22 protein-coding genes are annotated in these 22,054 nt (G+C 66.7%); 6 read left to right on the top strand and 16 right to left on the bottom strand.

The genetic code is table 11. From position 1 onward, the window contains the following. Window positions 1–233: 233 nt before the first annotated feature. The gene (locus DKM19_RS47590) at window positions 234–1,115 is read right to left on the bottom strand and encodes a sigma-70 family RNA polymerase sigma factor (protein ID WP_110705141.1); all 882 of its coding nucleotides are present in this window, start codon (window positions 1,113–1,115) and stop codon (window positions 234–236) included. Window positions 1,116–1,195: 80 nt separating this feature from the next. Here DKM19_RS47590 and DKM19_RS47595 point away from each other — a divergent pair, with 80 nt between their 5' ends. From DKM19_RS47595 to DKM19_RS47605, 3 genes are all read left to right on the top strand, one after another. Further along, window positions 1,196–1,576 carry a DoxX family protein gene (locus tag DKM19_RS47595; RefSeq protein ID WP_110705142.1) on the top strand — a complete coding sequence of 127 codons (381 nt, stop codon included), beginning with the start codon at window positions 1,196–1,198 and terminating at the stop codon, window positions 1,574–1,576. 301 nt (window positions 1,577–1,877) lie between these two features. Continuing rightward, window positions 1,878–2,756, top strand: a complete 879-nt coding sequence (locus tag DKM19_RS47600; RefSeq protein WP_110705143.1) for a permease-like cell division protein FtsX — start codon at window positions 1,878–1,880, stop codon at window positions 2,754–2,756. 83 nt (window positions 2,757–2,839) lie between these two features. Next, window positions 2,840–3,145, top strand: a complete 306-nt coding sequence (locus DKM19_RS47605; protein WP_110705144.1) for a hypothetical protein — start codon at window positions 2,840–2,842, stop codon at window positions 3,143–3,145. 28 nt (window positions 3,146–3,173) lie between these two features. Here DKM19_RS47605 and DKM19_RS47610 read toward each other — a convergent pair whose 3' ends face one another. The 9 genes from DKM19_RS47610 to DKM19_RS51435 form a co-directional block, all read right to left on the bottom strand. Beyond that, window positions 3,174–3,455, bottom strand: a complete 282-nt coding sequence (locus DKM19_RS47610) for a hypothetical protein (RefSeq protein WP_110705145.1) — start codon at window positions 3,453–3,455, stop codon at window positions 3,174–3,176. A 696-nt stretch (window positions 3,456–4,151) separates the two neighbouring features. After that, the gene (locus DKM19_RS52415) at window positions 4,152–6,167 is read right to left on the bottom strand and encodes an endo-1,4-beta-xylanase (RefSeq protein WP_239513985.1); all 2,016 of its coding nucleotides are present in this window, start codon (window positions 6,165–6,167) and stop codon (window positions 4,152–4,154) included. A 756-nt stretch (window positions 6,168–6,923) separates the two neighbouring features. Beyond that, window positions 6,924–8,339, bottom strand: coding sequence for an FAD-dependent oxidoreductase (locus DKM19_RS47630; RefSeq protein WP_110705147.1), 1,416 nt, complete (start codon window positions 8,337–8,339; stop codon window positions 6,924–6,926). A 176-nt stretch (window positions 8,340–8,515) separates the two neighbouring features. Continuing rightward, entirely contained in the window at window positions 8,516–8,644 is a 129-nt protein-coding gene (locus tag DKM19_RS52700; protein WP_255415489.1) for a hypothetical protein, read from the bottom strand. Between the two features lie 76 nt (window positions 8,645–8,720). Further along, window positions 8,721–9,584 (bottom strand): protein phosphatase 2C domain-containing protein, encoded by an 864-nt coding sequence (locus DKM19_RS47635; RefSeq protein ID WP_110705148.1) that lies wholly within the window; start codon window positions 9,582–9,584, stop codon window positions 8,721–8,723. A gap of 354 nt (window positions 9,585–9,938) precedes the next feature. Next, the gene (locus tag DKM19_RS50375; RefSeq protein ID WP_162642311.1) at window positions 9,939–10,106 is read right to left on the bottom strand and encodes a hypothetical protein; all 168 of its coding nucleotides are present in this window, start codon (window positions 10,104–10,106) and stop codon (window positions 9,939–9,941) included. Window positions 10,107–10,316: 210 nt separating this feature from the next. Further along, window positions 10,317–10,655 (bottom strand): hypothetical protein, encoded by a 339-nt coding sequence (locus tag DKM19_RS47640; protein WP_162642312.1) that lies wholly within the window; start codon window positions 10,653–10,655, stop codon window positions 10,317–10,319. A 51-nt stretch (window positions 10,656–10,706) separates the two neighbouring features. After that, window positions 10,707–11,216 (bottom strand): hypothetical protein, encoded by a 510-nt coding sequence (locus DKM19_RS47645; protein WP_162642313.1) that lies wholly within the window; start codon window positions 11,214–11,216, stop codon window positions 10,707–10,709. 93 nt (window positions 11,217–11,309) lie between these two features. Continuing rightward, the gene (locus DKM19_RS51435) at window positions 11,310–11,933 is read right to left on the bottom strand and encodes a hypothetical protein (RefSeq protein WP_204358561.1); all 624 of its coding nucleotides are present in this window, start codon (window positions 11,931–11,933) and stop codon (window positions 11,310–11,312) included. 597 nt (window positions 11,934–12,530) lie between these two features. Between DKM19_RS51435 and DKM19_RS47655 the strand changes: the two genes are divergently transcribed. Beyond that, window positions 12,531–13,289, top strand: coding sequence for a PrsW family glutamic-type intramembrane protease (locus DKM19_RS47655; protein ID WP_162642314.1), 759 nt, complete (start codon window positions 12,531–12,533; stop codon window positions 13,287–13,289). Window positions 13,290–13,396: 107 nt separating this feature from the next. Here DKM19_RS47655 and DKM19_RS47660 read toward each other — a convergent pair whose 3' ends face one another. Genes DKM19_RS47660 through DKM19_RS47670 form a run of 3 tightly spaced genes read right to left on the bottom strand, consistent with a single transcriptional unit; the run spans window position 13,397 to window position 16,240 of the window. Further along, window positions 13,397–14,293 (bottom strand): TIGR03943 family protein, encoded by an 897-nt coding sequence (locus DKM19_RS47660; RefSeq protein ID WP_162642315.1) that lies wholly within the window; start codon window positions 14,291–14,293, stop codon window positions 13,397–13,399. Next, the gene (locus DKM19_RS47665; protein ID WP_110706502.1) at window positions 14,290–15,321 is read right to left on the bottom strand and encodes a permease; all 1,032 of its coding nucleotides are present in this window, start codon (window positions 15,319–15,321) and stop codon (window positions 14,290–14,292) included. The genes DKM19_RS47660 and DKM19_RS47665 overlap by 4 nt, the downstream gene beginning before the upstream one ends. Window positions 15,322–15,376: 55 nt before the next feature. After that, window positions 15,377–16,240 carry an NUDIX hydrolase gene (locus DKM19_RS47670; RefSeq protein WP_110705153.1) on the bottom strand — a complete coding sequence of 288 codons (864 nt, stop codon included), beginning with the start codon at window positions 16,238–16,240 and terminating at the stop codon, window positions 15,377–15,379. A gap of 334 nt (window positions 16,241–16,574) precedes the next feature. Between DKM19_RS47670 and DKM19_RS47675 the strand changes: the two genes are divergently transcribed. Next, window positions 16,575–17,348, top strand: a complete 774-nt coding sequence (locus DKM19_RS47675) for a neutral zinc metallopeptidase (RefSeq protein WP_110705154.1) — start codon at window positions 16,575–16,577, stop codon at window positions 17,346–17,348. A 71-nt stretch (window positions 17,349–17,419) separates the two neighbouring features. Here DKM19_RS47675 and DKM19_RS47680 read toward each other — a convergent pair whose 3' ends face one another. Beyond that, the gene (locus DKM19_RS47680; RefSeq protein ID WP_239513986.1) at window positions 17,420–18,199 is read right to left on the bottom strand and encodes a M15 family metallopeptidase; all 780 of its coding nucleotides are present in this window, start codon (window positions 18,197–18,199) and stop codon (window positions 17,420–17,422) included. A gap of 741 nt (window positions 18,200–18,940) precedes the next feature. Here DKM19_RS47680 and DKM19_RS47685 point away from each other — a divergent pair. Next, window positions 18,941–20,122, top strand: coding sequence for an ATP-binding protein (locus DKM19_RS47685; protein WP_110705155.1), 1,182 nt, complete (start codon window positions 18,941–18,943; stop codon window positions 20,120–20,122). A 120-nt stretch (window positions 20,123–20,242) separates the two neighbouring features. Here the strand turns inward: DKM19_RS47685 and DKM19_RS47690 are convergent, their stop codons facing one another. Together DKM19_RS47690 and DKM19_RS47695 are read right to left on the bottom strand one after the other, a co-directional pair. Further along, a complete protein-coding gene (locus DKM19_RS47690) occupies window positions 20,243–21,082 on the bottom strand; it encodes a MauE/DoxX family redox-associated membrane protein (RefSeq protein WP_110705156.1) in 840 nt (279 codons plus the stop codon). Between the two features lie 5 nt (window positions 21,083–21,087). Further along, window positions 21,088–22,038, bottom strand: coding sequence for a hypothetical protein (locus DKM19_RS47695; protein WP_110705157.1), 951 nt, complete (start codon window positions 22,036–22,038; stop codon window positions 21,088–21,090). Window positions 22,039–22,054 lie beyond the last annotated feature (16 nt).

A 22,054-nucleotide genomic window follows, 5' to 3' on the forward strand; every position in this document is an offset into this window, starting at 1 on the left:
GGTTTAGGAAATATGGAAAGAACTAACTCGTTGACTTGGACGCGGTGGGATCGCATGGCGGATCAGGCCAGCCCTTCGGGAAGTAGCGCTCAATTATGGCGTCCAAGCTGTTCTCTTTATCCATGCCTCTGGCGTGCTATCGCGAACGATATGTTCCGAGACCGGTGGGCAGCGGAGGAAGAGTATGCGCTCTCCCCGGACATGACATCGCGATTCGGCTGGCTGCATAATGCCTAGTCGGGACGTCCCGGAAGGTCCATCGCCGCGAGGCGTTCCGAATCCGTCACCGACAGGATCTCGACGATCCGGCCATCGACCACGGTGCACGCCATCACGCTCAGCGGCTTGCCCTTCGCGCTCCAGGCCACAATCCCCGGCTCGTCATTGACGAGGACGCGGCGCGCGGTTACCTTCGCGCGAATTCCGTGCCGGACCTTACCGGCCACCTCGGTCGCGCCCAGTCTGACGACCACGCCACGCGCCGTGTGGGCACGCCACGTCACCTCCGGATCGAGCACCCGCAGCAGCCCTTCGAAGTCTCCGCTCCGCGCTGCCGCGAGAAACGCATCGACCACTGCACGCTGCTGCTGCCGTTCGCCGATTGGACGATGCGTGCCCTGCACCTTCCGGCGGGCCCGGCTGGCAAGCATCTTGGTAGCGTCCGTGGAGCTGCCGATGATCTGACCGATCTCCTCGAACGGCACCGCGAACATGTCGTGCAGCACGAGTGCCAGCCGCTCGGCGGGGCGGAGGGTGTCGAGCAGCACGAGCAGCGCCAGCCCGACCGAATCGGCGAGCAGCACGTCGTCCTCGGGTGCCCCGTCGTTGTCCTCGGTAACCACCAACTCGGGCAGCTGGTCGTCGTACGACGCCTCGGGCCTGGCCTTGCGCGAACGCAGCATGTCAATGCACACCCGGCCCACCACGGTGGTCAGCCAGCCGGCGAGGTTGTCGATCGAGGCCGCGTCTTGGCGCGCCAGCCGCAGCCATGCCTCTTGCACCGCGTCCTCTGCGTCGGCCTGCGACCCGAGCATCCGGTGGGCCACCGCCACAAGGCGGCCGCGCTGTTCCACGAAGGCTTCCGCTACGGCTTCGTCGAGACCTGATGCGGTCATGTTGTTACCTTCCCCGAGCGAGTTCCGTCATGAGTGATGACGGGCCCGGAAGGGCCGAGGTAACCGGCAAGGAGAAACTCATGAACCTCGCTCTGTGGATTATCGCCGGTCTGCTGGCCGCTGTCTTCCTCGTGGCGGGCGCCAACAAGCTGTTCATCCCCCAGGAGAAACTGGCCAGGGCTCCTGGAGGGGGATGGGTCAACGACTTCGGCGCCGGCTTCGTCAAGGCCCTCGGAGCGGTTGAGATCCTGGGCGCCGTCGGCCTGATCCTGCCCGCCGCACTCGACATCACGCCGATTCTGGTGCCGCTGGCGGCCGTCGGACTGGCGGCGATCATGGTCGGTGCGGCGATTGTGACTTTCCGCCGTCGAGAGCCCATGCACGCGCTGTTGAACCTGACCTATCTCGCCCTGGCCGTCTTCGTGGTGTGGGGCCGCTTCGGTCCTGAATCCTTCGGGTGATCGTGCGTGACGTGGTGCGGTCGCCCTCCCCGGTCGAACGATCTGTGTACGGGCAAGGCAGAGGCGGCGTTTCCGCACATGAGGCCCCCGCGGGTTGAGCCCCGGGTGGCGCAGCTGCGCGGGGCGCCTGACCGTACTTTCGTGCATCGGTTCTCCGCGGTAGCGGCATGAACAGCCGCCGAGGCCGCCGGAGATATCGGCGCCAAGCCGTACGGTGCGGCTCACTTGCGGGGCAGGCGGACCGTGGTGCCCCTCTGACACACCTTGACCGGAACTCGAAAAGATCGACATAGTCGGGCAAATGGAATATGAGGAGTTGGCCTTCGGCGGTGACGACCCTGGTCACGAGCCGGGGTTCGGCCCCTGGGCGGCGGCGCACGCCAAGCTGCTGACCATCTGCGCCGCGGTGCTGGTGGTCCTTGGCCTGGCCGGGGCCGGCGGCTGGTATCTCTATGAGCGATCCTGGCTGCCCCAGCCTCCGCCGGATGTCGCGCTGTCCCCGTCCTTCGGGTTCCAGGTGGCCATGTGCGGATGCGACGGCATGGTCGCGGCGACCGTTGAGCAACGACAGGAGGCCGAGGCCATGCTCCGGGCGTTGCCCCAGGTGGCCTCGGTTGAGGTGCAGAGCGGCCAGGAGCGGTCCGAGCAGTTGCGTAGAAGTTTCGAACGGATTGGGGACACCAGGCGAGCGCAGAGTTCGAGTCTCCCCGGCGACGTCCTGCATGGCACGCTCCGTCGCGCAGAGGACTTCCCCTCCGTGGTCGAGAAGATGAGGTCGGCGCCGATGATCTCCACCGTGTCGCGGTCGGCGGCGAACTTCTGGGAAGGCAGGGCTGAGGCCGAGATCTCTCTGTGCGGGAAAGATTTCGTCTCCCAGGCCACATCCGGGTGCCAAAAGGTCAAGCGCGGAGAAGTAACGGGGATGGTCACCGAGAAGGAGAAGGCGGCGATCGTCGCTCGGCTGAGGGACCTGCCCGGAGTGGAGACGATTTACTTCCAAGATCCCGGCCATGCACTGAAACTCGCGAAGCTCTCCGATCCGAAGTCCGAGTTGGATGGGACCTATCCGGGCTCCTTCTATGTCAAGTTCTCCGATCCGGCTCTCGCCCGCACGATCACCCCTGCCATCGGACCGATGCCCGGCGTCCTGGAAGTGTGGCCGGTCTTGCTGAAGAAATGACGGGCAGGGCTCTTCAGCCTGTAGGGCTCTCGCAATCTTGTTCGCGAAACGCCAGACTTTCCTCTACGCGTCAGGGGAGACAGATGATCAGGGAAGTTCCACTTCAGCCCAGTTCCAAACGGGTATGGCGCCGCTGGCCGGTGCTCGTTTCAGGGGTCGCGCTGATGCTCATGGTCGGGTTCTACCTGGCGAACCGGAGCGATCCCGGGCAGGTGAATCGGCCGGTCACCACCCCGGTTGAGCAAGATGGCACATCAAATATGAAGATTATCGAAAAAAATCAAGTCATCGACGTCACCACTTTTGATCAGAAAGACAGCCCGCTGTGGCCACTGGTTCTTGAGTTCCGCAAGGCGGAGCTTAAAAGGGACCGTATGGTCACCGACTGAAAGGGCTGCGCCGCAAGGGCCGAGTGCGTCACCCGTCGATCCAGGATCGCAGCCGACGGAGAAGCTCGCGCAAGTGAGCGTCGTCGGCGAGCCCGGGAGGCGCCCATGGTTCGGTCCTGAGCTCGCTCTCGGCATCAAGTTCGGCCCAGAGTTCCTCGAACGAGTCCCTGATGCTCAGCTCGCGGGGGCCGGCGGCCTCGAACAGGCCGCGGAGATCGTCGACCAGCTTGGGCAGGGGGATCTCACCTGAGTCGTACAGGGCGAGGCGCCCGGTCATTTGGCCGATGAGGGCGCGCTGGTAGTCCTCCACGGCATCACCCTCTCGACTCCCCGGTCGTTATGTCGATGGTCGGCCGGCGCGGGATATACGCGGGATGACTTTCATTGCATCTAGGCGCAAGGGATTTCCGGGAGCCGGTACCGGCCGTCGGCGGCTCGGATACACCAATGCACAGCGTCGATTCGCATCACAATTCCTTGGTTGCCCAGGATTTTTCCGTACGGCATCGTTCGGCATTGCGTACTGTTTCCCCGTGATTGAGGCGATCTTGAGCATTCCTGTAGCGTTTGCGATCGGCTCCGTGGGATTCGCGGCGCAATCGGCTTCGGACGGCCGGCACGCTCGCGTACGTCGACAGCATCTGATCTGGGGATTGACTCTGTCGGTGATCGGCGTCGTAGTGATGGCACTCACCGCGCCGGTGGATGAGCCTCGAGGGTAGCGGTAGGGCATCGCGCACCTCTCGCACCAACGATCGCCTCCGCGTGGCTGATGTGCGTAGCCGGCTGGGGGCGCTGAATGATGCCGGCCGCATCCGCGCGGGTCGGGTTGGACGTACTCGTGGCGAGGCGTTTTCGCGGAGCGACGGTGAAGACGGTGTAAGACCGGGCAGTGGCCACCTCATCCGTCGCGTGCCCAGGCCGGGAGATCGTCAAAGTCGTGTGGTGCGGCGATCTCCCGATCGCCGCACCACACGACTGGTCGTTCAGGGGTTCGGCGCGAGTGTCAGGCCACGCGACAGGAGACGGATGGCCAGGTCAGGTTTCCGCCGTGCTGGATCGTGAGTCCGAAGGTGTTCCCATTGCCGTTGGGCCTCATCGTCATGACGTTGCCGCTGGAGTCCCAGCTCGGCGTGCCGTTCCAGGTGGCGACGGTCTTCTGCGGGCTGCGCACGGTCAGCGTGACGATCCACGAGTTGGTCCCCGAGACCGTGACCGACAGATTGAACCGGTCACTCCACTGCTGACCCTGGGAGATCGTGGCCGTGCAGCTGCCGCCACCGGGCGGAGGAGTCGGCGTCGGGGTGGGAGTCGTCGGCGGGTTTGTCGGGCCGGTGCCGCCACCGGTCGGCGCGACGGCCCTGCCGGTCGAGGGCGAGATCATGCCCGGGCACAGGTTGCGGCTCCTCAGGTTCGCGGCGATCTGCGGAATCGCAGCGATAGTCGTCGCGTACTGGTCGTGCATGAGGATGATCTGGCCGTTCTGCAGGGTGCCGGCGGCCTGCACGATCTGGGCGGTGCTCGCGCCGTTCCAGTCCTGGGAGTCGACGTCCCAGATGATCTCGGTGAGACCGAGCTGCTGTTCGACCGACTTGAGCGTGGCGTTGGTCTCCCCGTACGGAGGCCGGAACAGTCTCGGCGCGGTTCCCGTGATCTGCTGGATGGCCTGCTGCGTCTGCTGGAGCTCTGACTGGATCTGTGCGCTGCTCATCTGGATCAGGTGCGGGTGGGTCCAGCTGTGGTTACCGACCCACATGCCGGCACTCTCCTGGGCTCTGACCAGCGCCGCGTTGTTCTGAGCGTTCTGGCCGATGTTGAACATCGTGGCCCGTAGTCCGTTTGAGGTGAGCGCGTTCAGCAGATTGTTGGTGTTGCTGGGGTTGGGTCCGTCGTCGTAGGTCAGGCCGACGTATCCGGCGCTGCAATTACCACCGGGGGGAGGCGTGGGGGTCGGCGTCGGAGTGGGGACGGTGGTGCCGTTGTTGAGGGCGGTGAGTACCGCGTCGTAGGCCGGCTTCTTGGCGTAACTGCTGGTGAACAGCAGCGGGGTGCCGCTACTACGCCAGGAGTAGTTGTCGGGGATGCCCCAGACGGTGATGCCGGTGCAGCGCGAGACGGCCAGGCAGGCGTTGACGACCGTGCGGTAGCTGTTGGCCTGGGCGGTGCCGGAGCCTTCGATGTCGAGCTCGGTGATCTGCACGTCAACGCCCAGGGCGGCGAACTGGGCGAGGTTTTGCTGGTAGTTGCCCGGCACCGGTGACTGGCTGTTGAAGTGCGACTGGAAACCCACGCAGTCGATGGGTACGCCGCGGGCCTTGAAGTCGCTGACCATGTTGTAGACGGCCCGGGTCTTGGCGGCGCCTGCGTCGTCGGTGTTGTAGTCGTTGTAGCAGAGTTTGGCGCCGGGGTCGGCGGCGCGGGCGGCGCGGAACGCGGCCTCGATCCAGTCGTCGCCGGTGCGCTGCAGGTTGGAGTCGCGCCGGCCGCCGCCACCGCCGTCGGCGAAGGCCTCGTTGACCACGTCCCAGGAGTGGATCTTGCCCCGGTAGTAGGTGGCGACCTGGGTGACGTGGTTGAGCATGGCGCTGCGCAGGGTGGAGCCGGACAGGCTCTGGGCCCAGCCGGGCTGCTGGGAGTGCCAGGCGAGCGCGTGGCCGCGGACTCTCATGCCCTGGCCGATGGCGTGGTTGACGATCCGGTCGGCGTTGGCGTAGCTGAAGGAGCCGCGGGAGGGTTCGGTGGCGTCCCACTTCATCTCGTTTTCGGGGGTGACCATGTTGAACTCGCGGTTGAGGGTGGCGGCGTACTGTGATTCGCCGAGGTGGTTGGCGGCCACCGCGGCGCCGAAGTAGCGGCCCTTTTCCGCGGCGGAGGCGCCGAGGGTGGTGCCGGCGTTGGCCGGGGCGGACAGGGCCACGGCGAAGGCCGCGCCGAGAACGCCGACGGCGCCGATGACGAGCGCGGTGCGGATGCCCGAGCGGCTTTTTTGGGGTCTGCCGTGTGGGACGGCGTTGTCGATCACGTCTGTTCCTCCACTGGAACATCGATCGGAAATGGGGGATGTGCGTACGGTGCCGCGGCTCGCCGCGGTGAACGTACATAGGTCACAGAGCCGCGTTGAACTGGCGGTCTGCTGTTGGCCACCCGGGTGTCAGATATGGAGAGCTCTGTCGGGACTCATTCTGGAAAGGCCTACGAAATGTGTCAATAGATTTCCGGAATGTTTCGAGGAAATGAATGTTTCATTGGTCTAGTCCGCCATCTTACCTGGAGGAATTCCCCGAAAACTTTCGGAATTTAATGAGGTCGACTCCTGATGGGCGCGGCTGATGCGCAGGTAGACAGGGAGATCTGACCGGCGAACACGGGGATGCCAAAATGCCGCGGCCGATACCGGCAGGTCATACCGTTGCCGGGAAGTGAGCGGGTGGAGGCGGCCGGTCCACTCCACGGGGACCCGAAGATCGTTGTGCCGTGCGGCCCGCTACTCCGCCCGGGCGGAATACCTGGGAAACCATCGGTTGCCGGTTGTCCTCGTTGAATACAACGGGTTCCGGGGAGTCCGTGATCCGGCGTTTCCGAGGCCGCGCGTCGGCGCGAGCGTACGGCTGGACCGCGGGTCGGGAGAGGTCTGGATCCGGCGGCGTCTGGAACGTTCGCATCATGCCCACGGATGCGAGTGCGGTTTCCAGGAAGCCGAACTGTTCGTACAGGTGGTGGGCGTCTCCGTCCGCGATCGGGGACCCATGGGCAGTGGCCCGGAGTATCCCTGAACGGGTTACACGTCGGCGGTTTGCGGCTCATCGACACGCACGATCGTGGCCAGCACCTCGTTGAAGGCCTCGGTCGAGGTGGGATGGTTGTACACCGCATCACGCAACTCGCTCGCCGTGATGCGGTGCCGGATGGCCAGCGCGACCGTGTTGATCAGCTCCTGGGCGTCGATGCTCAGCAAAACCGCACCGAGGATCTCATCGCTGTCGGCGTCGATCACGAACTTCATGAAGCCGCGGGTCTCTTCCATGATGTAGGCACGCGGCATCGCCACGATCTCGGCCACCGGCTCACTGGCGATCTTCACCCGGTATCCGGCCGCGCGGGCCTCGGTCTCGGTAAGCCCGACGGTGGCCAGCGGCGGGGTCATGAACAAGGTGCGCGGCACCGCGACGCGATCGGACACCGAGCGCCGGCCCTGGCCGATGAGCTGATCGAGCACGACCCGGCTGTCATCGAGGGACAGATAGGTGTGCTGCGGCCCGCCGCGCACATCACCCAGGGCGTAGATGTGCGGCTGGCTGGTGCGCAGGTACTCGTCGACCTCGACCGCGCCGTGGGCGCCGGTGCGCACCCCGGCGGCCTGCAGCGCCAGGCCGCGGGTGGCCGGCGCGCGGCCGGTGGCGGCCAGGATGGCCTCGACCTCCAGACTGTGCCGGCGCCCGCCGGCCTCGTAGACGACGGTCGCGCCGTTTTCCCCGTCGCGGACCTCGGTGACGTGCGCGCCCTTGATGATCTCGATGCCGTCGCCGGTGAGGATGGCCTCGGCGACGGCGGCGGCCTCGTCGTCCTCCCGGCCCAAGATCCTTGATGAGGCCTCGAACAGGGTGACGTGCGCGCCGAACTGTCGGTAGATCGAGGCGAACTCGATGCCGATGTAGCCGCCGCCCACGATCGCCAGCCGTTCGGGCAGGGTGGGGGTCTCGATCAGCGCGGTGCTGGTCAGGGTGTATTTGCTCTCGCGCAGGCCGGGGGTGTCCGGGATGATCGTCTCGGCGCCGGTGTTGATCAGGATGGTCTCGGCGCAGACCAGCAGGCGGTCGCCGCCCGCGTCGACGCTGACGGTGTGCGGGTCGAGGAAGGTGGCCCGGCCGGTGAGGACGGTTGAGGTCTCGGCGTTGTTCAGCGCCTCGTAGTTGCCGCGCCGAAACAGCGCGGTGAGGGCCTGGACCTCCTCGACGGAACGCGCGTACCACTGCTGCGCCGGGTCGCTGTCGCGGCGTTTTTCGGCGTGGTGGACCAGTGCCTTGGTCGGTACGCAGCCGACGTTGGGGCAGGTGCCTCCGTACATCCGCGGTGATTGCTCGACGAGCACCACGCGCTTGCCGAGACGGCCCATCGTTTTCGCGACGGCGGTGCCGCCCTTGCCGAAACCGATGACAAGAAGATCGGCGTGAAGAGTGTCGTTGGTGGTGTCCATGCCTCCAGTCTTGACACGCGGAATTCCCCACAAAAGGCACATTGGTTCCTTTTTGCCTCAGGAACGTCTCATCATGGATTTGGCGGGTCGTCTCACCCGCCTGGCGATCCTGGGCACGTGCTGCCTTCTCGTCGGCGTGACCGTCATGGACGTGTCGCCGCAGGGAGCGGGGTCCGTCAGCCGACGGTGAGATCCGGCTCGGGGTCGGGTTCGAGGGCGTCGGCGTATCGGGCACGCCGGAACGGAGAGATCGCCATCGCCGGTGCTACGGGCTGGTTGGCCGCGTCGAACAGCAGTGACGGCAACCCGAACCGCCGCCATCCGCGGCAGTTTGATCGGCACGGCGTGGGGTGGATCGCCTGGATCATCGTGCCGATGGTGCTACTCGGCTCCGGGTTCGGGCCGGCGGACGGAGAAGCCCTCACCGCTGAGGAGGCAGTAGGCCGCGGTCGCGTTGTCGTGGGTCTTTCCGCGCGGCCATCGGGAGCCGGCGGGGTCGGCGTGCTCGGCCTCCCGGACCTGGCGGATCAGCTCGTCAGGCCCGGATTCTTCGAGGATGCCGAGAGCCTGCCTCCAACTGGCCAGATGGAATCGGTCGACGAGCCGGGACGCGCCGTCGCTGAGCAGCGCGACGGCGCGCACCTGGTCGGCGCGGACCGTTCCGGTGAGTGCCTGCTCCGCGGTGAGAGGGTCGACGGCCGCGATCCAGAAGCCGCCGTCACGATTACGGTGATCTCGTAGGGTCTCCACGTACCGCCGATGGGCGGTGACGTGTGCGGAGCTTCCGGTGTCGAGAGCGTCCATGGCGGCCCGGTAGGGCGTGCCGACCGTCGCCTCCCGCTTGTCGCAGACGACCGTCGGCTCAGCTGCGCCGATGACGTCGAGGACGAGGACGGAGTCGGCCAGCACGAGAAAATCCAGGACGCCGGCCGTACGGCGGATCATGATCACTGTGGCGGACGGCGAGCCGGGGTGGTCCAGGTCGCAGATGAAGTCGTGCAGGGAGGCGACGGCCTTGATTCCCTCGGCCAGGATTTCGGTCAGGGTCCCCGTGCCCTGGGTCATGCCGGCGAGGAGGGTCGAGCCGAGAGACCGCGCGTACCAGGCGACACCGTGGACGCAGCCTGACTCCGAGTCCACGGGAGTGCCGGCGCCGTCGAGAAGGACGAGGGCATCGGGGGTGGAGGCGATGAAATCTTCGTTCGGGTGGCCGGGGGCGGCTTCGCTGGCGAAGGTGACGCGCACCTCTGGGGCTCCTCACGGAGTAGGGGGCGTACGAGTTCTTCCCTGACGGGTTCCCCGGTTGAGGGCGCGTATTCCCGCCGGTGACCGTGGAGAATCGCCCGCCGGCGACCCGGCCTCGACGCCTGTGCGTACCGAGGGAGGCGACACCACCTACCGGCGCCTGTACGTACCGAGGGAGGCGACACCACCTACCGGCGCCTGTGCGTACCGAGGGAGGCGACACCACCTACCGGCGCGTGTGCCGAGCCCGCCTCGTCGGCGTCCTCGGGAGACCATGATCACTCGGGCGTCGGCCCGTTGCTGCCGGACCAGGTCTGGTCCGGCCCCCCGAGCATGGCTTGCTCGTACCTGGTCTCAGTACGACGGGTCCGAGATCGACTCGGCTCGATAGACGTCCATCGCCTCGTCGCCGTCCTCGTCGACGCCCACCTTCCGCAGCGCCAGAGTCCGGCTGCCGATTTTCAGTGAGCGTTCACCGTTGTTCTCCGTGGACGCGAACACCGACACCGCATGGCCGTGCATATCGCGTACCTGGTCGTATTCCGGGCTGTCGGGAATGTCAAGTTTGATGCGCCTTACCTGGTCTGTCACCCTCTCAGTGTGAGGGGCTGAGCCCTACAAATCGACAGTATGCGCACAATATTCGGCACCATTCCACGGTGGAAGGTTCTGGCGGGAGGCGAGAGGTTCCGCCTAATCGCAGCCGCCGGCGGCGCGACCTATCGATATCCCCTAGGGCAAGGGGTCGATCACGATGTGCTGGTCGTATTGGGCCAGCTCTCCGCCGCGATCCGTAAGGATGGGCCACTTGGTGCTCCGAGCGCACCAGATGACGTGCCCGGCGGTGATATCGCGTGAACCGTCGAGGATCTCCGCGATGTCTCCCACTTTGCCGTGGGTAAAGTCATCGATCTTTACACCGGGCGTCGTGACAAGCTCGAACAACTCCACCTGGGTGGACATGGGAGAGATGGACAACACGGCCGCCAGACTGGTTGCCGGAATGCATATTCCGCCACCGCGGAAAAGGCACATGGCGGCAATGCTCCGGGAGTATTCGGTCTTCGCCACCGCGATGTCTACCAGGGCACTTACGTCAAGCACACGACCCGGGAGCATGTTTCAGCCCCTCCGGAAATGACGAATGCCGATCTGTCCCCACTCCGCCTCGGACAGTTGGTCGACCCCGAGTGATTCGGCCGCGGTGTCGAGATCTTCCCGATGGAGGTTCCAGCGGTGCATCAGGGTGATGACGTGGGGTTTGTTGCCGATCTCTCGCTGGACGGCGGCATGGATCACGTCGGCGATCTTGTTTCCGGTCAGCCGGGCCATACGAGAAAGCGCTTCGTAGTCCGCTCTGTCCAGCTCTATCGTGATGGAGGTGTCAGGGCTCGGAACGCTGATTTCCGGCTGGCCTTCTCGGAGCTGGAGATGCGCCAGCCACAGGGGAACCGATGCCGATTCCCGCATGGCGGAATCCTTGTCGGTCGGTGGTGACGTGTCCGATCCTGTGCCGTCTCGCCAGGCCGGCAGTGGGTAGGCCATACGTTTGACAGTAGCTGTGAATTCCGGCGCGGGCAGCACCTTGGTGTGACTTTGAGGATCAGTCGATATGTCGATCAAAGATTGCACCGGCGTCTTCGTTCTTTCTCCGTGTATCGGGTCTGCGCGCATCGGGATCGGGCCTCGGCCTCGAATGTCCCGGAGACCTCGGAGCCGAGTGGATCACCCCGTGAACAAGGTGACAGGCGGAGCGGTCTCCGAGGTGGCAGGCGGCGTGGCGGGCGAGGTAGCCGGTGGGGTGGCAGGCGGCGTGGCCGGCGGGGGGACGGGCGAGGTGGCGGGCGGGGTGGCCGCAGCCGCGCCGCAGGCTCCCGCAGCCTGCCGTTCCTGGACCAGCTGGTCGACCGTCTTGCTCTGATATTCCTGTCGCAGATCGGGCGAGGGCACAGACCGCCACGAGCCGCTCTCGTAGAGGAAGTCGAAGGTTGCCGTCTCGCTCAACCGGGTCGCCTGGACGCTGGCGTTGTCGCCGGTGATCGTGGCCTTGGTGATGGTGAACGAGGTGCCCGGTGTGCGTTGCGGACAGAGCTGGAACAGCCGGACGTACTCCTCGCGGGCGATCAGCCCCTGGGCCTCTGTGCTCCACATGTCCCAGAAGTCGCCGTAAGATCCGCTGGCGTAGGTGTCGAGCATCAGCTGGGCGGCCTGGCGGACCGAGGTCTCGGAGTGATCGGGCCCCTGCGTCGAGGGAGAGCTCGCCGGTGAGGAAGGCGGGTTGAGGACCGTGAACACGGTGATGGCAGCCCCGATGAGCAGGCCGACAACCATGATCAGTATTGCGGCCAATCCCCGACTTGTCTCGCCCCGGGACGGCGGGCCGTACTGCGGCGGATAGCCCACGTGCGGTCTCCGAGGGGCCGACAAGAACGGACAACATGATCGTAACGCTCGCCGCATCTTACTGGCCATGTGACCGTGGAGGGCGTGCGGCTCCAGGCGTCACGCCCCTTGGAGAGGCCACGATGTGCCCCGTGGAAGGCCCGGGGACTCCAGGCGCCCGTGGGTCAAACGATCGATACGGCCGCCGCTGTCCTCGCCGGAGCCGATGTGGACGACATCATCATCCTGACGGTGCTACCACCACGCTCATCACCGTGGCGGTGTTCGCCGTCCTGGTCGGGCTCTGGTGTGCCGCTGCCTCGTGGCCCGGATCACACAAGAAGGTCATTGCCCTGGTCGAGTGCCCTGGGAGATAGCTGGTGCCGGTGGTGCTCGTGATGGTTGGCGCGACCATTGGGGCGGAGTCCTTTTTCTGCCAAATGTTGATCTTTAGGTAAATATGGGCGATTAGTCCGAATTTGGGTCACCTTAATCGGGGAACAACTCCCCATGCGTGAGCATTTGAGGTTCTACCGACATCGATGGTTCAAGGTGTGGATCGCCATGATCGCACTGTCTGCCGCGCTCATCGCCGTCATCCAGGCGGTCGGCAACCAGGCAGTGCTGCCGGCGGCATTCTTCTACGGTGCCGCGGCCGGGCCGATCGCGCTCCTGGTCGCCATCCACGACCGCACCGGGATCGGCAACAGCGTGCCGGGCACCACGCTGATAGGAATGTTCCTGTTCGGCGGGGGCGTCGCCCTCATGATCGGCGGATACTTCGACTCACTCCTCATCACCTCCAAGAACGGTCCCACGATCCTGCGGGTCGGATGGATCGAGGAGGCGGCCAAGATCGTCCCGCCCCTCGCCGTCGCGCTCAAGGGCCGCTACCTGACCAAAGCCGCCGGCGTCGCACTGGGCCTGTCGTGCGCGACCGGCTTCGCGGTCATGGAGTCGATGTCCTACGCCTGGAAGAGCATCCACTCCGACGGTGTGATCGGCGCGGGCACGGTGCTGTTCATACGCGGTCTCACCACTCCTTTCAGCCACCTCGTCTGGACCGGCCTGATCTGCGCGATCGCCTTCGGAGTCTGGGAGGTGAAGGGGCGGGTTGTGATCACGCTTCCCATCGTCGGCGCCTTCGTGGCGGCAGCCGTACTTCACTCGCTCAACGACGGTCTGCTCACGATCGACATTCCCGGGCCCGCCAGGTTGCTCTTCATCGGCGTCGCGGCCGTGAGCTACTGGCTTTTCTACCGGGCGACCCGCGACCTGAAACCGCCGAGGGTGGTCTTAGGCCCGGAGCCGTTACGGGTCTGACCTGCTGAGCCCGTACTCGTTCCCGTGCCGCCAGGTGAGCCGGCCGTGAGGCCGTCCTGGCGGCACGGGCCGTACGGACCGGGAAGGAGGACCTTGAGAGGCCTTGACTACTCGTACGGCTCGTCCGGAGCCGCCACCTTCGCGAGGCTTCTGCCGGACAGCTGTGGATAGATGACCCCGTTGGGCATCTTGCCGAACGTCTGCGGGACCCAGGTGCCGGTGACCTCGACCCAGGTGTCGGTGGGCGGCGGCTCGATTCCCCTGACCGCGACCTTCAGCGGGAACGCGTCCGCGGCGCAGCAGGCGATCTGCATGCGGGTGACGTACCACTGGCCCTTCTTCTTCGCGGGGACGACAAAGCCGGTCAGCCTGACCTCGCGGTCGGTGAGGGACTTCTTGTCGTCGTCCCAGGCCCGGCCGATGAACTCGCTGATCGGCATGTCCACGGCGCCGTCACCGGTCAGCGGGGTGAAGGCGCTGAGGACCTGGCTGCGCGGCGCGGGCGTGTCGTCCCGGGAGGCGGCGAACGAGCCCAGCGCGGGCGGTGCGATCAGGAAGATCGCGAAGACCGGCAGGCACATCAGCCACGCGATCCGAGGTCCGCCGTGCGCGTGGTCGTGCCCATGCGCATGGTCCTCGCCCCCCGGCGCCCGTCCGTCCCACGGGGCCGGATCCCCTGAACCACCGTGCGCCGAACCCTGCGAGGCCAGGTCGTACGAGGCCGGAACCCCTGAGCCGCCGTGCGCGGAGCCCTGCGGGACCAGGTCGTACGAGGCCGGCTCCCGCGCGGGTGTCTCGCCGTCCGAGCCGGAGGAGGCCTCCTTCTGCCGGAAGGACTGGACCAGCCCGATGATCCCGAGGACCACCAGCACCACCCCGGCGCCGATCAGGAACGGCCGGAAGCCCGGTTTCACGTAGTTCAGGTACGTCGTGGAGAACGCCGAGATCTGCAGTACGGCGCAGCCGAGCAGCGTCAGGACCAGGTTCTGGGTCACGCGGTTCACAGCAGCGACCATCCGAGAAGGGCGCTCACCACGACGGCGAGTGCGAAGGTCATCGGGACGAACCTGACCGCGAAAGCCCTGCCGAACGTGCCGGTCTGCAGCGCGATCAGCTTCAGGTCCACCATCGGCCCGACCACCAGGAAGGCCAGTTTCGCGGTCGGGGAGAACGCGGTCATCGAGGCCGCCACGAACGCGTCGGCCTCCGAGCAGATCGACAGCAGCACCGCCAGCAGCGCCATGACCAGGACGGCCAGCCACGGCACCCCGGCGATCGTGGTCAGCCACTCGCGGGGGACCGTGACGTTGAGCGTCGCGGCGGCCAGCCCGCCGAGGATGAGGAACCCGCCCGCGTGCAGCAGGTCGTGACGCATCGCCTCGCCGAACTGCGCCCACTTCGGGCCGTCGCCCCGCGGGCGGGAGGGGATCCGCAGCCACTCGCTCCGGCCGAACCGCAGCCAGAGCCAGCCGACCAGCACCGCCACGGCCAGCGAGGCCCCGAACCTGGCCACCACCATCAGCGGCTGCCCGGGAAAGGCGACGGCGGTCGCGATCAGCACGACCGGGTTGATCGCGGGTGAGGCCAGGAGGAAGGCCAGTGCGGCGGACGGAGCCACGCCCCTGGCCATCAGCCCCGACGCGACCGGAACGGACGCGCACTCGCAGCCCGGTAGCACCGCGCCGGCCATTCCGGCGACGGGTACGGCGAGGGCCGGGCGCCTGGGCAGCGCCCTGGTCCAGAACGACGCCGGGACGAACGCGGTGATCGCGGCGGACAGGGCGACGCCGAAGACCAGGAACGGCAGGGCCTGCACGCAGATCGCCACGAAAATCGTGGCCCAGGTCTGGAGCGCCGGGGCCGTCAGGTGGGGAGTGAGCGCGAACCGTCCCACGACCAGCAGGACGATGACAAACGCGAAGCCCCATGGAAGGGCGCGTCGCGAGGAGGTTTCGCGACCCCAGGAGTCAGGAGGGATCGGCCCTTCCTCGTCGATCCAGGCACGCTGCGGATCGGTTCGGAGCTCTGACATGCGCGTCATTGTGACAGCCGGCGGCGATGTTCCACGTGGAACATCCGCGGAACACTCACAACTGCGACAGGAGCCACCGGGGACCGGTAACCGTGGCACCCAGGCTCGTGACCCGCTCGCGCAGACCCCGGTCGGCGGTGACGACCAGGACGCGCTCCCAGGGAAGGGCATCCCGTACGGCCTGCACGATGGCGTCGTCCCCGTCGGCGGGGGCGGCGACGACGGAGACGCCGGGCAGCGGGGCGGCGCCGCGGGCGGCGCCCTCCACGACCGCGGTGAGCCGGGGGAACCACCGCTCCAGGTGCGGGAGCTGGTCGGGTACGGCGCGCAGCCCGCCGGAGTTGAGGGCGTCGACCTCGGCGATCAGCTTGGCGGCGGCCCCGGCGCGGTCCTTCCACCATCCGTGTTCGGCCCGGGCTCCCACGATGTTGGCGACGTCGAGGACGACCAGCGAGGGGGCGAGCGCCTGGCCGACCTCCGGCCAGGTCTCGGCGAAACCGGGATGGAGCCGCTTGGCGGCGAGCTGAGCGGGGGTGAGCCAGCGCAGCTCGACGCTCTCGCTGTTGGCCGGGACCGCGTTCAGCAGCCCGGAGGCCTCGGCGATCACGGTCTCGAAGGACCAGCCGCCGTGGTCGTCGAGATAGACACCCTGGATCCGGAGCCCGTCACCCTCCAGGGCGGCCTCCTCGCGGGCCTCGCGGAGCGCGCTGGTGATGGCGTCCTCGTGACTGTCGCGGGCACCGCCCGGCAGGCCCCAGGTGCCGCCGTGATGGCTCCACAGGGAGCGCTTCTGCATCAGGATGTGAGGCAGCCCCGTGGCGTCATGGTGGACGGCGAGCAGCCCGGAGGCGCCGTACACGCCCCAGTGCTGATGTCCGCGATCACATTGGGCCCACCCGTCACCGTCTTTGGCCGCCATGGGACCAATGATGCACCAAGGAACCCTGACCTCCGGGAACGGACCGTACGGCGAACGCGTCCCACGCAGCGTGCCCGGCTCACGGCGATTCCGCGACCACGAGCGGCGCGGCGTCCGAAACAGCACGTATGAAGCGCCGCATATGTGAAGTCGCGCGTCCAAGGGACCCCGTATGAAGGCTTGTTGAAGTGCCATATCCGAAGTGCCGTGCCGAACGGCGCCTCCGATGCAAGATGCCGATCCCACGGATGCTTCACACCATCCCGAACAGACAGAACCGGCGCGGTGGCTTGACTCACTTTGCGCGCTATTTAACTTTTATTAGGTTGGTCTCATGCGGACGCTCCCCTTGGCGGTGCTCTCCGGCGTGCTGGCGAGTCTGTTGTTCACCGGTACGGCCCCGGCGACCGTCGACCGGCGTGAGAGGGTTCCCACGGGTGAGGTCGCCCTGACCGGCAACCCGATCTACAAGACGGGCCGGCTGCAGCGGCGGACCTGCCGGGAGCAGCCGATCCACGGCACCAGCCTCAAGAGCATGGAAAGCTACCTCGGAGCTCTCCTGAAATGCCTCAACGGCAGTTGGAAGCGTCAGTTCGCCGAAGCCGATCTGCCTTTCGCCACGGCGAGACTGCGGACCGTCAGCCGTTCCGGTGTGAACACCCGCTGCGGCAGGTTTCCCAAGGACGCCCAGGCGATCTACTGCGCCGCGGACAGGACGATCCTCTTCCTCCTCGACAAGGACCTCTTCCCCTACCTGGACAGTCTGTTCCTGTTCGAGACCGTCGCTCATGAGTACGGCCACCATGTCCAGAAGCTCTCCGGGATCACCGACGTCGCTTACTCCTGGAACTACCGCACCAAGAAGGGCTACAACGCCGTCCAGCGCAGGTTCGAACTCCAGGCCGAGTGCCTGAGCGGCGCCTTCATCGGCAGCGTCTGGGACTCCCTGGACCGTCCCGAGGAGGACTTCGCCTACCTCCGGGACATCGCCGAGGACAGTCCCACCCACGGCAAGGCCGAGAACTACGCCCACTGGCTGACGCGCGGCTTCCAAGACGGGGATCCCGGCGCCTGCAACACGTTCGCCGCCAGGTCCAGGATCTCCTGACCGCTCTTTCCCGGGCCGGGCACCTGCCACCCCGAGCGATGATCGCGTGGAGGCCTCGGCGAGTACGGCTCTCAGCCGCCGCTCTCGGAGAAGTGCTGGAAGTCCTTGGCCCCCGACCAGATGCCGCCCCATCCCCAGCCGACCTTCGCGAAGGCCTTGACCACCCGGTCGCCGGGATTGATCACGCCGGGGGCGTCCAGCGGGCGGGTGCCGAACTTACGGGCGTTCTTGTGCGCCAGCGAGCCGTCAGCGGACACGTAGGGGTTCTCGCGGGGGTTGATGTCGACCGCCCTGCCGTAGGCGTGCTGGGACCAGCTGCTCGACCCCGTCGCCGGGCGGCAGTTGAAGGCCGAGGTGTTGTCGGCCTCGATCGAGTCGAAGTCACTGCCCTTGTAGGCGTCGACGAGCTGCATCTTGTAGATCGGCCACCGCCAGTCGTACAGGCGTCCGAAGACGGTGACGATGGCGTCGGTCCCGTCCTTGTTCACGACCAGCTCGCCGGTGTGCGGCTTGTCGTCGAAGCCCCAGTAGCTCATCGTGATCAGTCGCAGGTCCTGGACCGGGACCGGGCATCCGGGCCGCCAGGAGTAGGGGAGCTGCTTGCGGGTGACGCGCGAGACCTTGGCCGAGAACTTCGGCGGTCCGGTGGGAGAAGGGCTCGCGGTGGTCGGCTCGGCCGAGGGCGTGGGGGGCGTGGAGGGCGAGACCGGGGCGGCGGCGGACGACGAGATCGGCGCCGGGGTGGACGGCGTCAGTGCCGAGGTGGACGCGCTGCACGCGGCCCCGGACAGGCAGCCGGCCACCACCGCGACGCTCGTTCCCATCCGCACTGCCAACTGAGCGTTTTTCATCTGTTGTCATCCCCCATGCCTGACAAACACGATAAGCGGTCATTGTATTTGATTAATTACATGAGGTGATAAATAGCAGCTGAGGCGCTTCCGGCCACGCCGATGCGCCAGAGAGCGTTGAGCCGGCATAGGTCGCCGGTGGGGTCCGGGGTCGCCGCGCTTCAGTGTGGCACGCGGTACGGCGCGGGTCGCCGCGGCGATTCGATCGGCGTCTTCCACCGTTCGGAACCGCATGGGACCGCGCCGAACCGTACGGGGCGCGGGAGAGGGCCTGGCGCGGGTCGCGGTCGCCCGGCGATCCGACGGCGCCGGATCGACGGTCGATCTCGATCCGGTCGAGAAGATCATTTTGAGTACGACGCGTTTGATGGGGCTGGCTGTCCGGGACTGAGGCGTTTCTCCTGCCGTGGGCGATCTCGGCGTGGCTTCCATCCCTTGTTTCGGAGGTTTCTGGCCTGATTTCAGATGTACTGACCAGCGAGTTCAAGTTCTTGGGCGGAGGTTTCTTCGAAAACTATCGTCCCTGTGTTCGAAGCCGCGCTACAGTCGGAGGCGTTGGATCGAACACGGGTTCGGACGGTGTCTGCCCAGGTGAAGGGGTGTGTCATGGCGATGCTCGCGGTGCCGCCGGTGGTTCTCGCCCCACTTCCCCGGGTTTCCGTCGAAGATGGCGCGACACGCCGTAGCGCTTTCTACGGAAATCTACGTCGGCCGCTATATCCCGTCATAAAGTCCGAGACCGTGGACCCCGTGCGCAATCCCTACGCCCCCGGTGCGGGGCAGCGTCCCCCAGAGCTCGCCGGGCGCGACCGTGAGTTACAACAGTTCGAGATCGTCCTGGAGCGGGTGGCCCGAGGGCGCCCGGAGCGGAGCATGGTCGTCACCGGCCTGCGCGGTGTGGGCAAGACCGTCCTCCTCAACACCTTCAAGTCGATGGCCATGCAGCGGCTGTGGGGCACCGGGAAGATCGAGGCCCGGCCCGAGCAGTCGATCCGGCGTTCGGTGGCGGCGGCCCTTCACATGGCGATCCGTGAGCTGGCCCCCCGGCATCGGGCCCCCGAGCGCATCGAGGAGTTCCTCGGCGTGCTCAAGGCGTTCGCGATGCGCGATCCGTCCGCGGCCAAGGGCACCTCGCACTGGTCTCCCGCGATCGACGTGCCCGCGGGGCGGGGTCGTGCCGACTCCGGCGACCTGGAGATCGACCTCACCGAGCTGTTCGTCGACGCCGCCGCGGTGGCCACCGACCTGGGCGTCGGCATCGCGCTCTTCATCGACGAGATGCAGGACGTGCAGGCCCCCGACGTCTCGGCGCTCTGCGCGGCCTGCCACGAGCTCTCCCAGAGCGGTGGCCCGTTGATCGTGGTCGGCGCCGGCCTGCCGCACCTGCCCAGCGTGCTGTCGGCCAGCAAGAGCTACTCCGAGCGGCTGTTCCGCTATGCCAGGATCGACCGGCTCGACCGTGAGGCGGCAGACCTGGCGCTCATCGCCCCGGCCGAGAGCGAGGGCGTGGAGTTCACTCCGGAGGCCCTCGACGCGCTCTACGAAGCCGCCGACGGTTATCCCTACTTCGTCCAGGCCTACGGCAAGGTCGCCTGGGACCTGGCGCTGCGCAGCCCGATCACCGCTGACGACATCCGGGTCTCCGCGCCGGAGGCGGAGGAGGAGCTGGCGGTCGGCTTCTTCGGCAGTCGCTACGAGCGGGCAACCCCGGCCGAGCGCGACTACATGCACGCCATGGCCTCCATCGGTGACGAGCCCGTCGCCACCGCCGATGTGGCCGACGGCCTCGGCCGCAAACCGTCAAGCCTCTCCCCGGCCCGTGACAGCCTCATCAAGAAGGGGCTGATCTACAGCGCCGAGCGCGGATTGATCGCGTTCACCGTTCCGCACTTCGGCAAGTTTCTCCGTTCTCAACCCGTCTGAACACATGTTCGATATAGTGTGAGAGACCCCTAGTCCTCTATATGGCTCTCTAGTGGGGAAGCTAGAGAGCCATATAGAGCTCAATGATGCTGCGCTAGAGAAATCTAAGGTTCTCTAGCGTCAGGCCGATACGGGGAGAGAATCCGGCAGAGGCTCGGCCTTGATCGGCTGTCCGTCGATGCCGACGAGGGCCACCCGCACGGCCGGATGGCGCCCGCTCAGATAGATCGCGAAGACCACGTCCACCGGCTCACCGGAGTGGCTGAGCCCCGGGTAGGCGAAGAATCGCCAGCAGAGCTCCCGCCAGCTGTCAATCGGTTCCGTGCCCGAGAGCAGGCTCTCGTGCGACTGCCAGGCCTTGCTCACACGCAGGCGGTTGAGCGCGGTGGCCGTGTCAAGAGGCCGCTGCTCGCAGGGGGCGCGATACCGGAGCCGGGCGGCCGCCTCCTCGATCTCCGGTGAGAGCGCCAGGAGCACGAGCAACCCGCCGATCGCGGCCGGAGCGTGGGTCCACGTGATACCGGTCAACATCGACCAGCCGGTGGCCTCAGGGGCCTGGATCATTCCCGCGGACATGGCGGTCAGGACAACGGTGCGGCCCAGCGAGCGCAGTCCCACGGGGGTGGCGCTGACCTCGCCGAAGCAGCCGCAGCCCACATCCGGGCGACGGCGGCGCAGCTCCCAGAGGACGTAGGTGGACACCGCGAAGAACGCGGTTACGCCCCACCGGAAGAACGAAAAGTCGGTCGCCAACAGGCCTACCGTCAAGAACAGCTCTCCGAACGCGCAGCACAGCATCGCGGGCGTGTGCCATCGTTCGGCCACCAGCACCGCCGGTCCGAGCTTGCTCAGCGCACCCGGTTCGGACTCGCGCGCCGCCGTCCAGATCTTGGCGACCGTACCCGCCACCAGTAGCAGAACCAGAACCGGAAGCTGCGCGATGACAATCGTCGTCAGCATCTGTGTCACCCCAATCCGAGCCGGACGTTGAAGCACCCGTTGGTCAGGTCACCACCGAGTTCCACGAAGGAGGTCGGCGACAGCTCCACGATCCGGCCACGCGGGGAGGTCCCGCATTCCAGGCAGCGATCGCAGAACCGGCCGGCCATACAGCCGCATGCCACGATCGGCAGGACCGAGGTGCGTCCCGCGCACACGTTGCGCACGTTGAGCATCGAACCCAACGAGAGATAGGGCAGACCGGCGCAGGACACCCCGGCCTCGTCACAGGTTGTATCGGACCGCTCCAACATGGGGTAGGCCGCTCCCTGCTCGTCGAAGTCGAAGGCGTCCGACCAGGTGGCCGTGCCCGAGATCCGTGACTGCACGCTGCTGTAGCCGAGGGGCGGCGGAGGAACGGCCGTCCACCGGTAGGGCGGCTGCGAGGTCGCCGGCAGTCGTGCGTGGGTCATGCCGTTCTCGCGGATCCCGATCGCGTCGAACAGGTAGCCCGGTTCGAACTGCGGGTGCCGAACCCGTAGCCGCCCCGAGGCGCCGTAGGGGATGACGATCGTGCGCTGCCCTCGATGCGGCCCGCAGTACAGCTCCACGGTGCGGTCCTTGGCGTCGGTGCCGATCGACTGGATCACCCCGGTCATCCGGGTGATGTCCGCCCAGATTCGCTCCACGACCCGGCCGGCCCGCAGTGCCCTGATGATCACGTTGGAACCCACGGGCAGATCGGCCGGGCTGACGGCCTCGCCGCGCCAGGCGGTCGCCCACGGCGCGATGATGAGCCGTTCCTCGCGGCCCTCGGGAGTGTCGATGACGATCAGATGCGGGCTGACGTCCAGGATCTCGCCGGTGACCGAATGGAGGAGTTCACCTTCGCTGGAAATCGGCCCCGGATCCTGAACGGTCCGGCCAAGCGCGGCCGCCGCCAGGACACGGCGGCGTTCAGCGCTGCGATAGGGCATTGTCGCTCTCCATGTT

The organism is Streptosporangium sp. 'caverna' (assembly GCF_003203775.1).
Taxonomy (GTDB): domain Bacteria; phylum Actinomycetota; class Actinomycetes; order Streptosporangiales; family Streptosporangiaceae; genus Streptosporangium; species Streptosporangium subroseum.

Excerpts from the sequence above, each read along its gene's own strand:
- DKM19_RS50375 (WP_162642311.1), bottom strand. The coding sequence starts at position 10,106 with ATGCACGGCCATGCGGTGTCGGTGTTCGCGTCCACGGAGAACAACGGT.
- DKM19_RS47595 (WP_110705142.1), top strand. The coding sequence starts at position 1,196 with ATGAACCTCGCTCTGTGGATTATCGCCGGTCTGCTGGCCGCTGTCTTC.
- DKM19_RS47655 (WP_162642314.1), top strand. The coding sequence starts at position 12,531 with ATGATCGCACTGTCTGCCGCGCTCATCGCCGTCATCCAGGCGGTCGGC.
- DKM19_RS47630 (WP_110705147.1), bottom strand. The coding sequence starts at position 8,339 with ATGGACACCACCAACGACACTCTTCACGCCGATCTTCTTGTCATCGGT.
- DKM19_RS47690 (WP_110705156.1), bottom strand. The coding sequence starts at position 21,082 with ATGCTGACGACGATTGTCATCGCGCAGCTTCCGGTTCTGGTTCTGCTA.
- DKM19_RS47665 (WP_110706502.1), bottom strand. The coding sequence starts at position 15,321 with ATGTCAGAGCTCCGAACCGATCCGCAGCGTGCCTGGATCGACGAGGAA.
- DKM19_RS47670 (WP_110705153.1), bottom strand. The coding sequence starts at position 16,240 with ATGGCGGCCAAAGACGGTGACGGGTGGGCCCAATGTGATCGCGGACAT.
- DKM19_RS47590 (WP_110705141.1), bottom strand. The coding sequence starts at position 1,115 with ATGACCGCATCAGGTCTCGACGAAGCCGTAGCGGAAGCCTTCGTGGAA.
- DKM19_RS47605 (WP_110705144.1), top strand. The coding sequence starts at position 2,840 with ATGATCAGGGAAGTTCCACTTCAGCCCAGTTCCAAACGGGTATGGCGC.
- DKM19_RS47675 (WP_110705154.1), top strand. The coding sequence starts at position 16,575 with ATGCGGACGCTCCCCTTGGCGGTGCTCTCCGGCGTGCTGGCGAGTCTG.
- DKM19_RS47600 (WP_110705143.1), top strand. The coding sequence starts at position 1,878 with ATGGAATATGAGGAGTTGGCCTTCGGCGGTGACGACCCTGGTCACGAG.
- DKM19_RS47680 (WP_239513986.1), bottom strand. The coding sequence starts at position 18,199 with ATGAAAAACGCTCAGTTGGCAGTGCGGATGGGAACGAGCGTCGCGGTG.
- DKM19_RS47695 (WP_110705157.1), bottom strand. The coding sequence starts at position 22,038 with ATGCCCTATCGCAGCGCTGAACGCCGCCGTGTCCTGGCGGCGGCCGCG.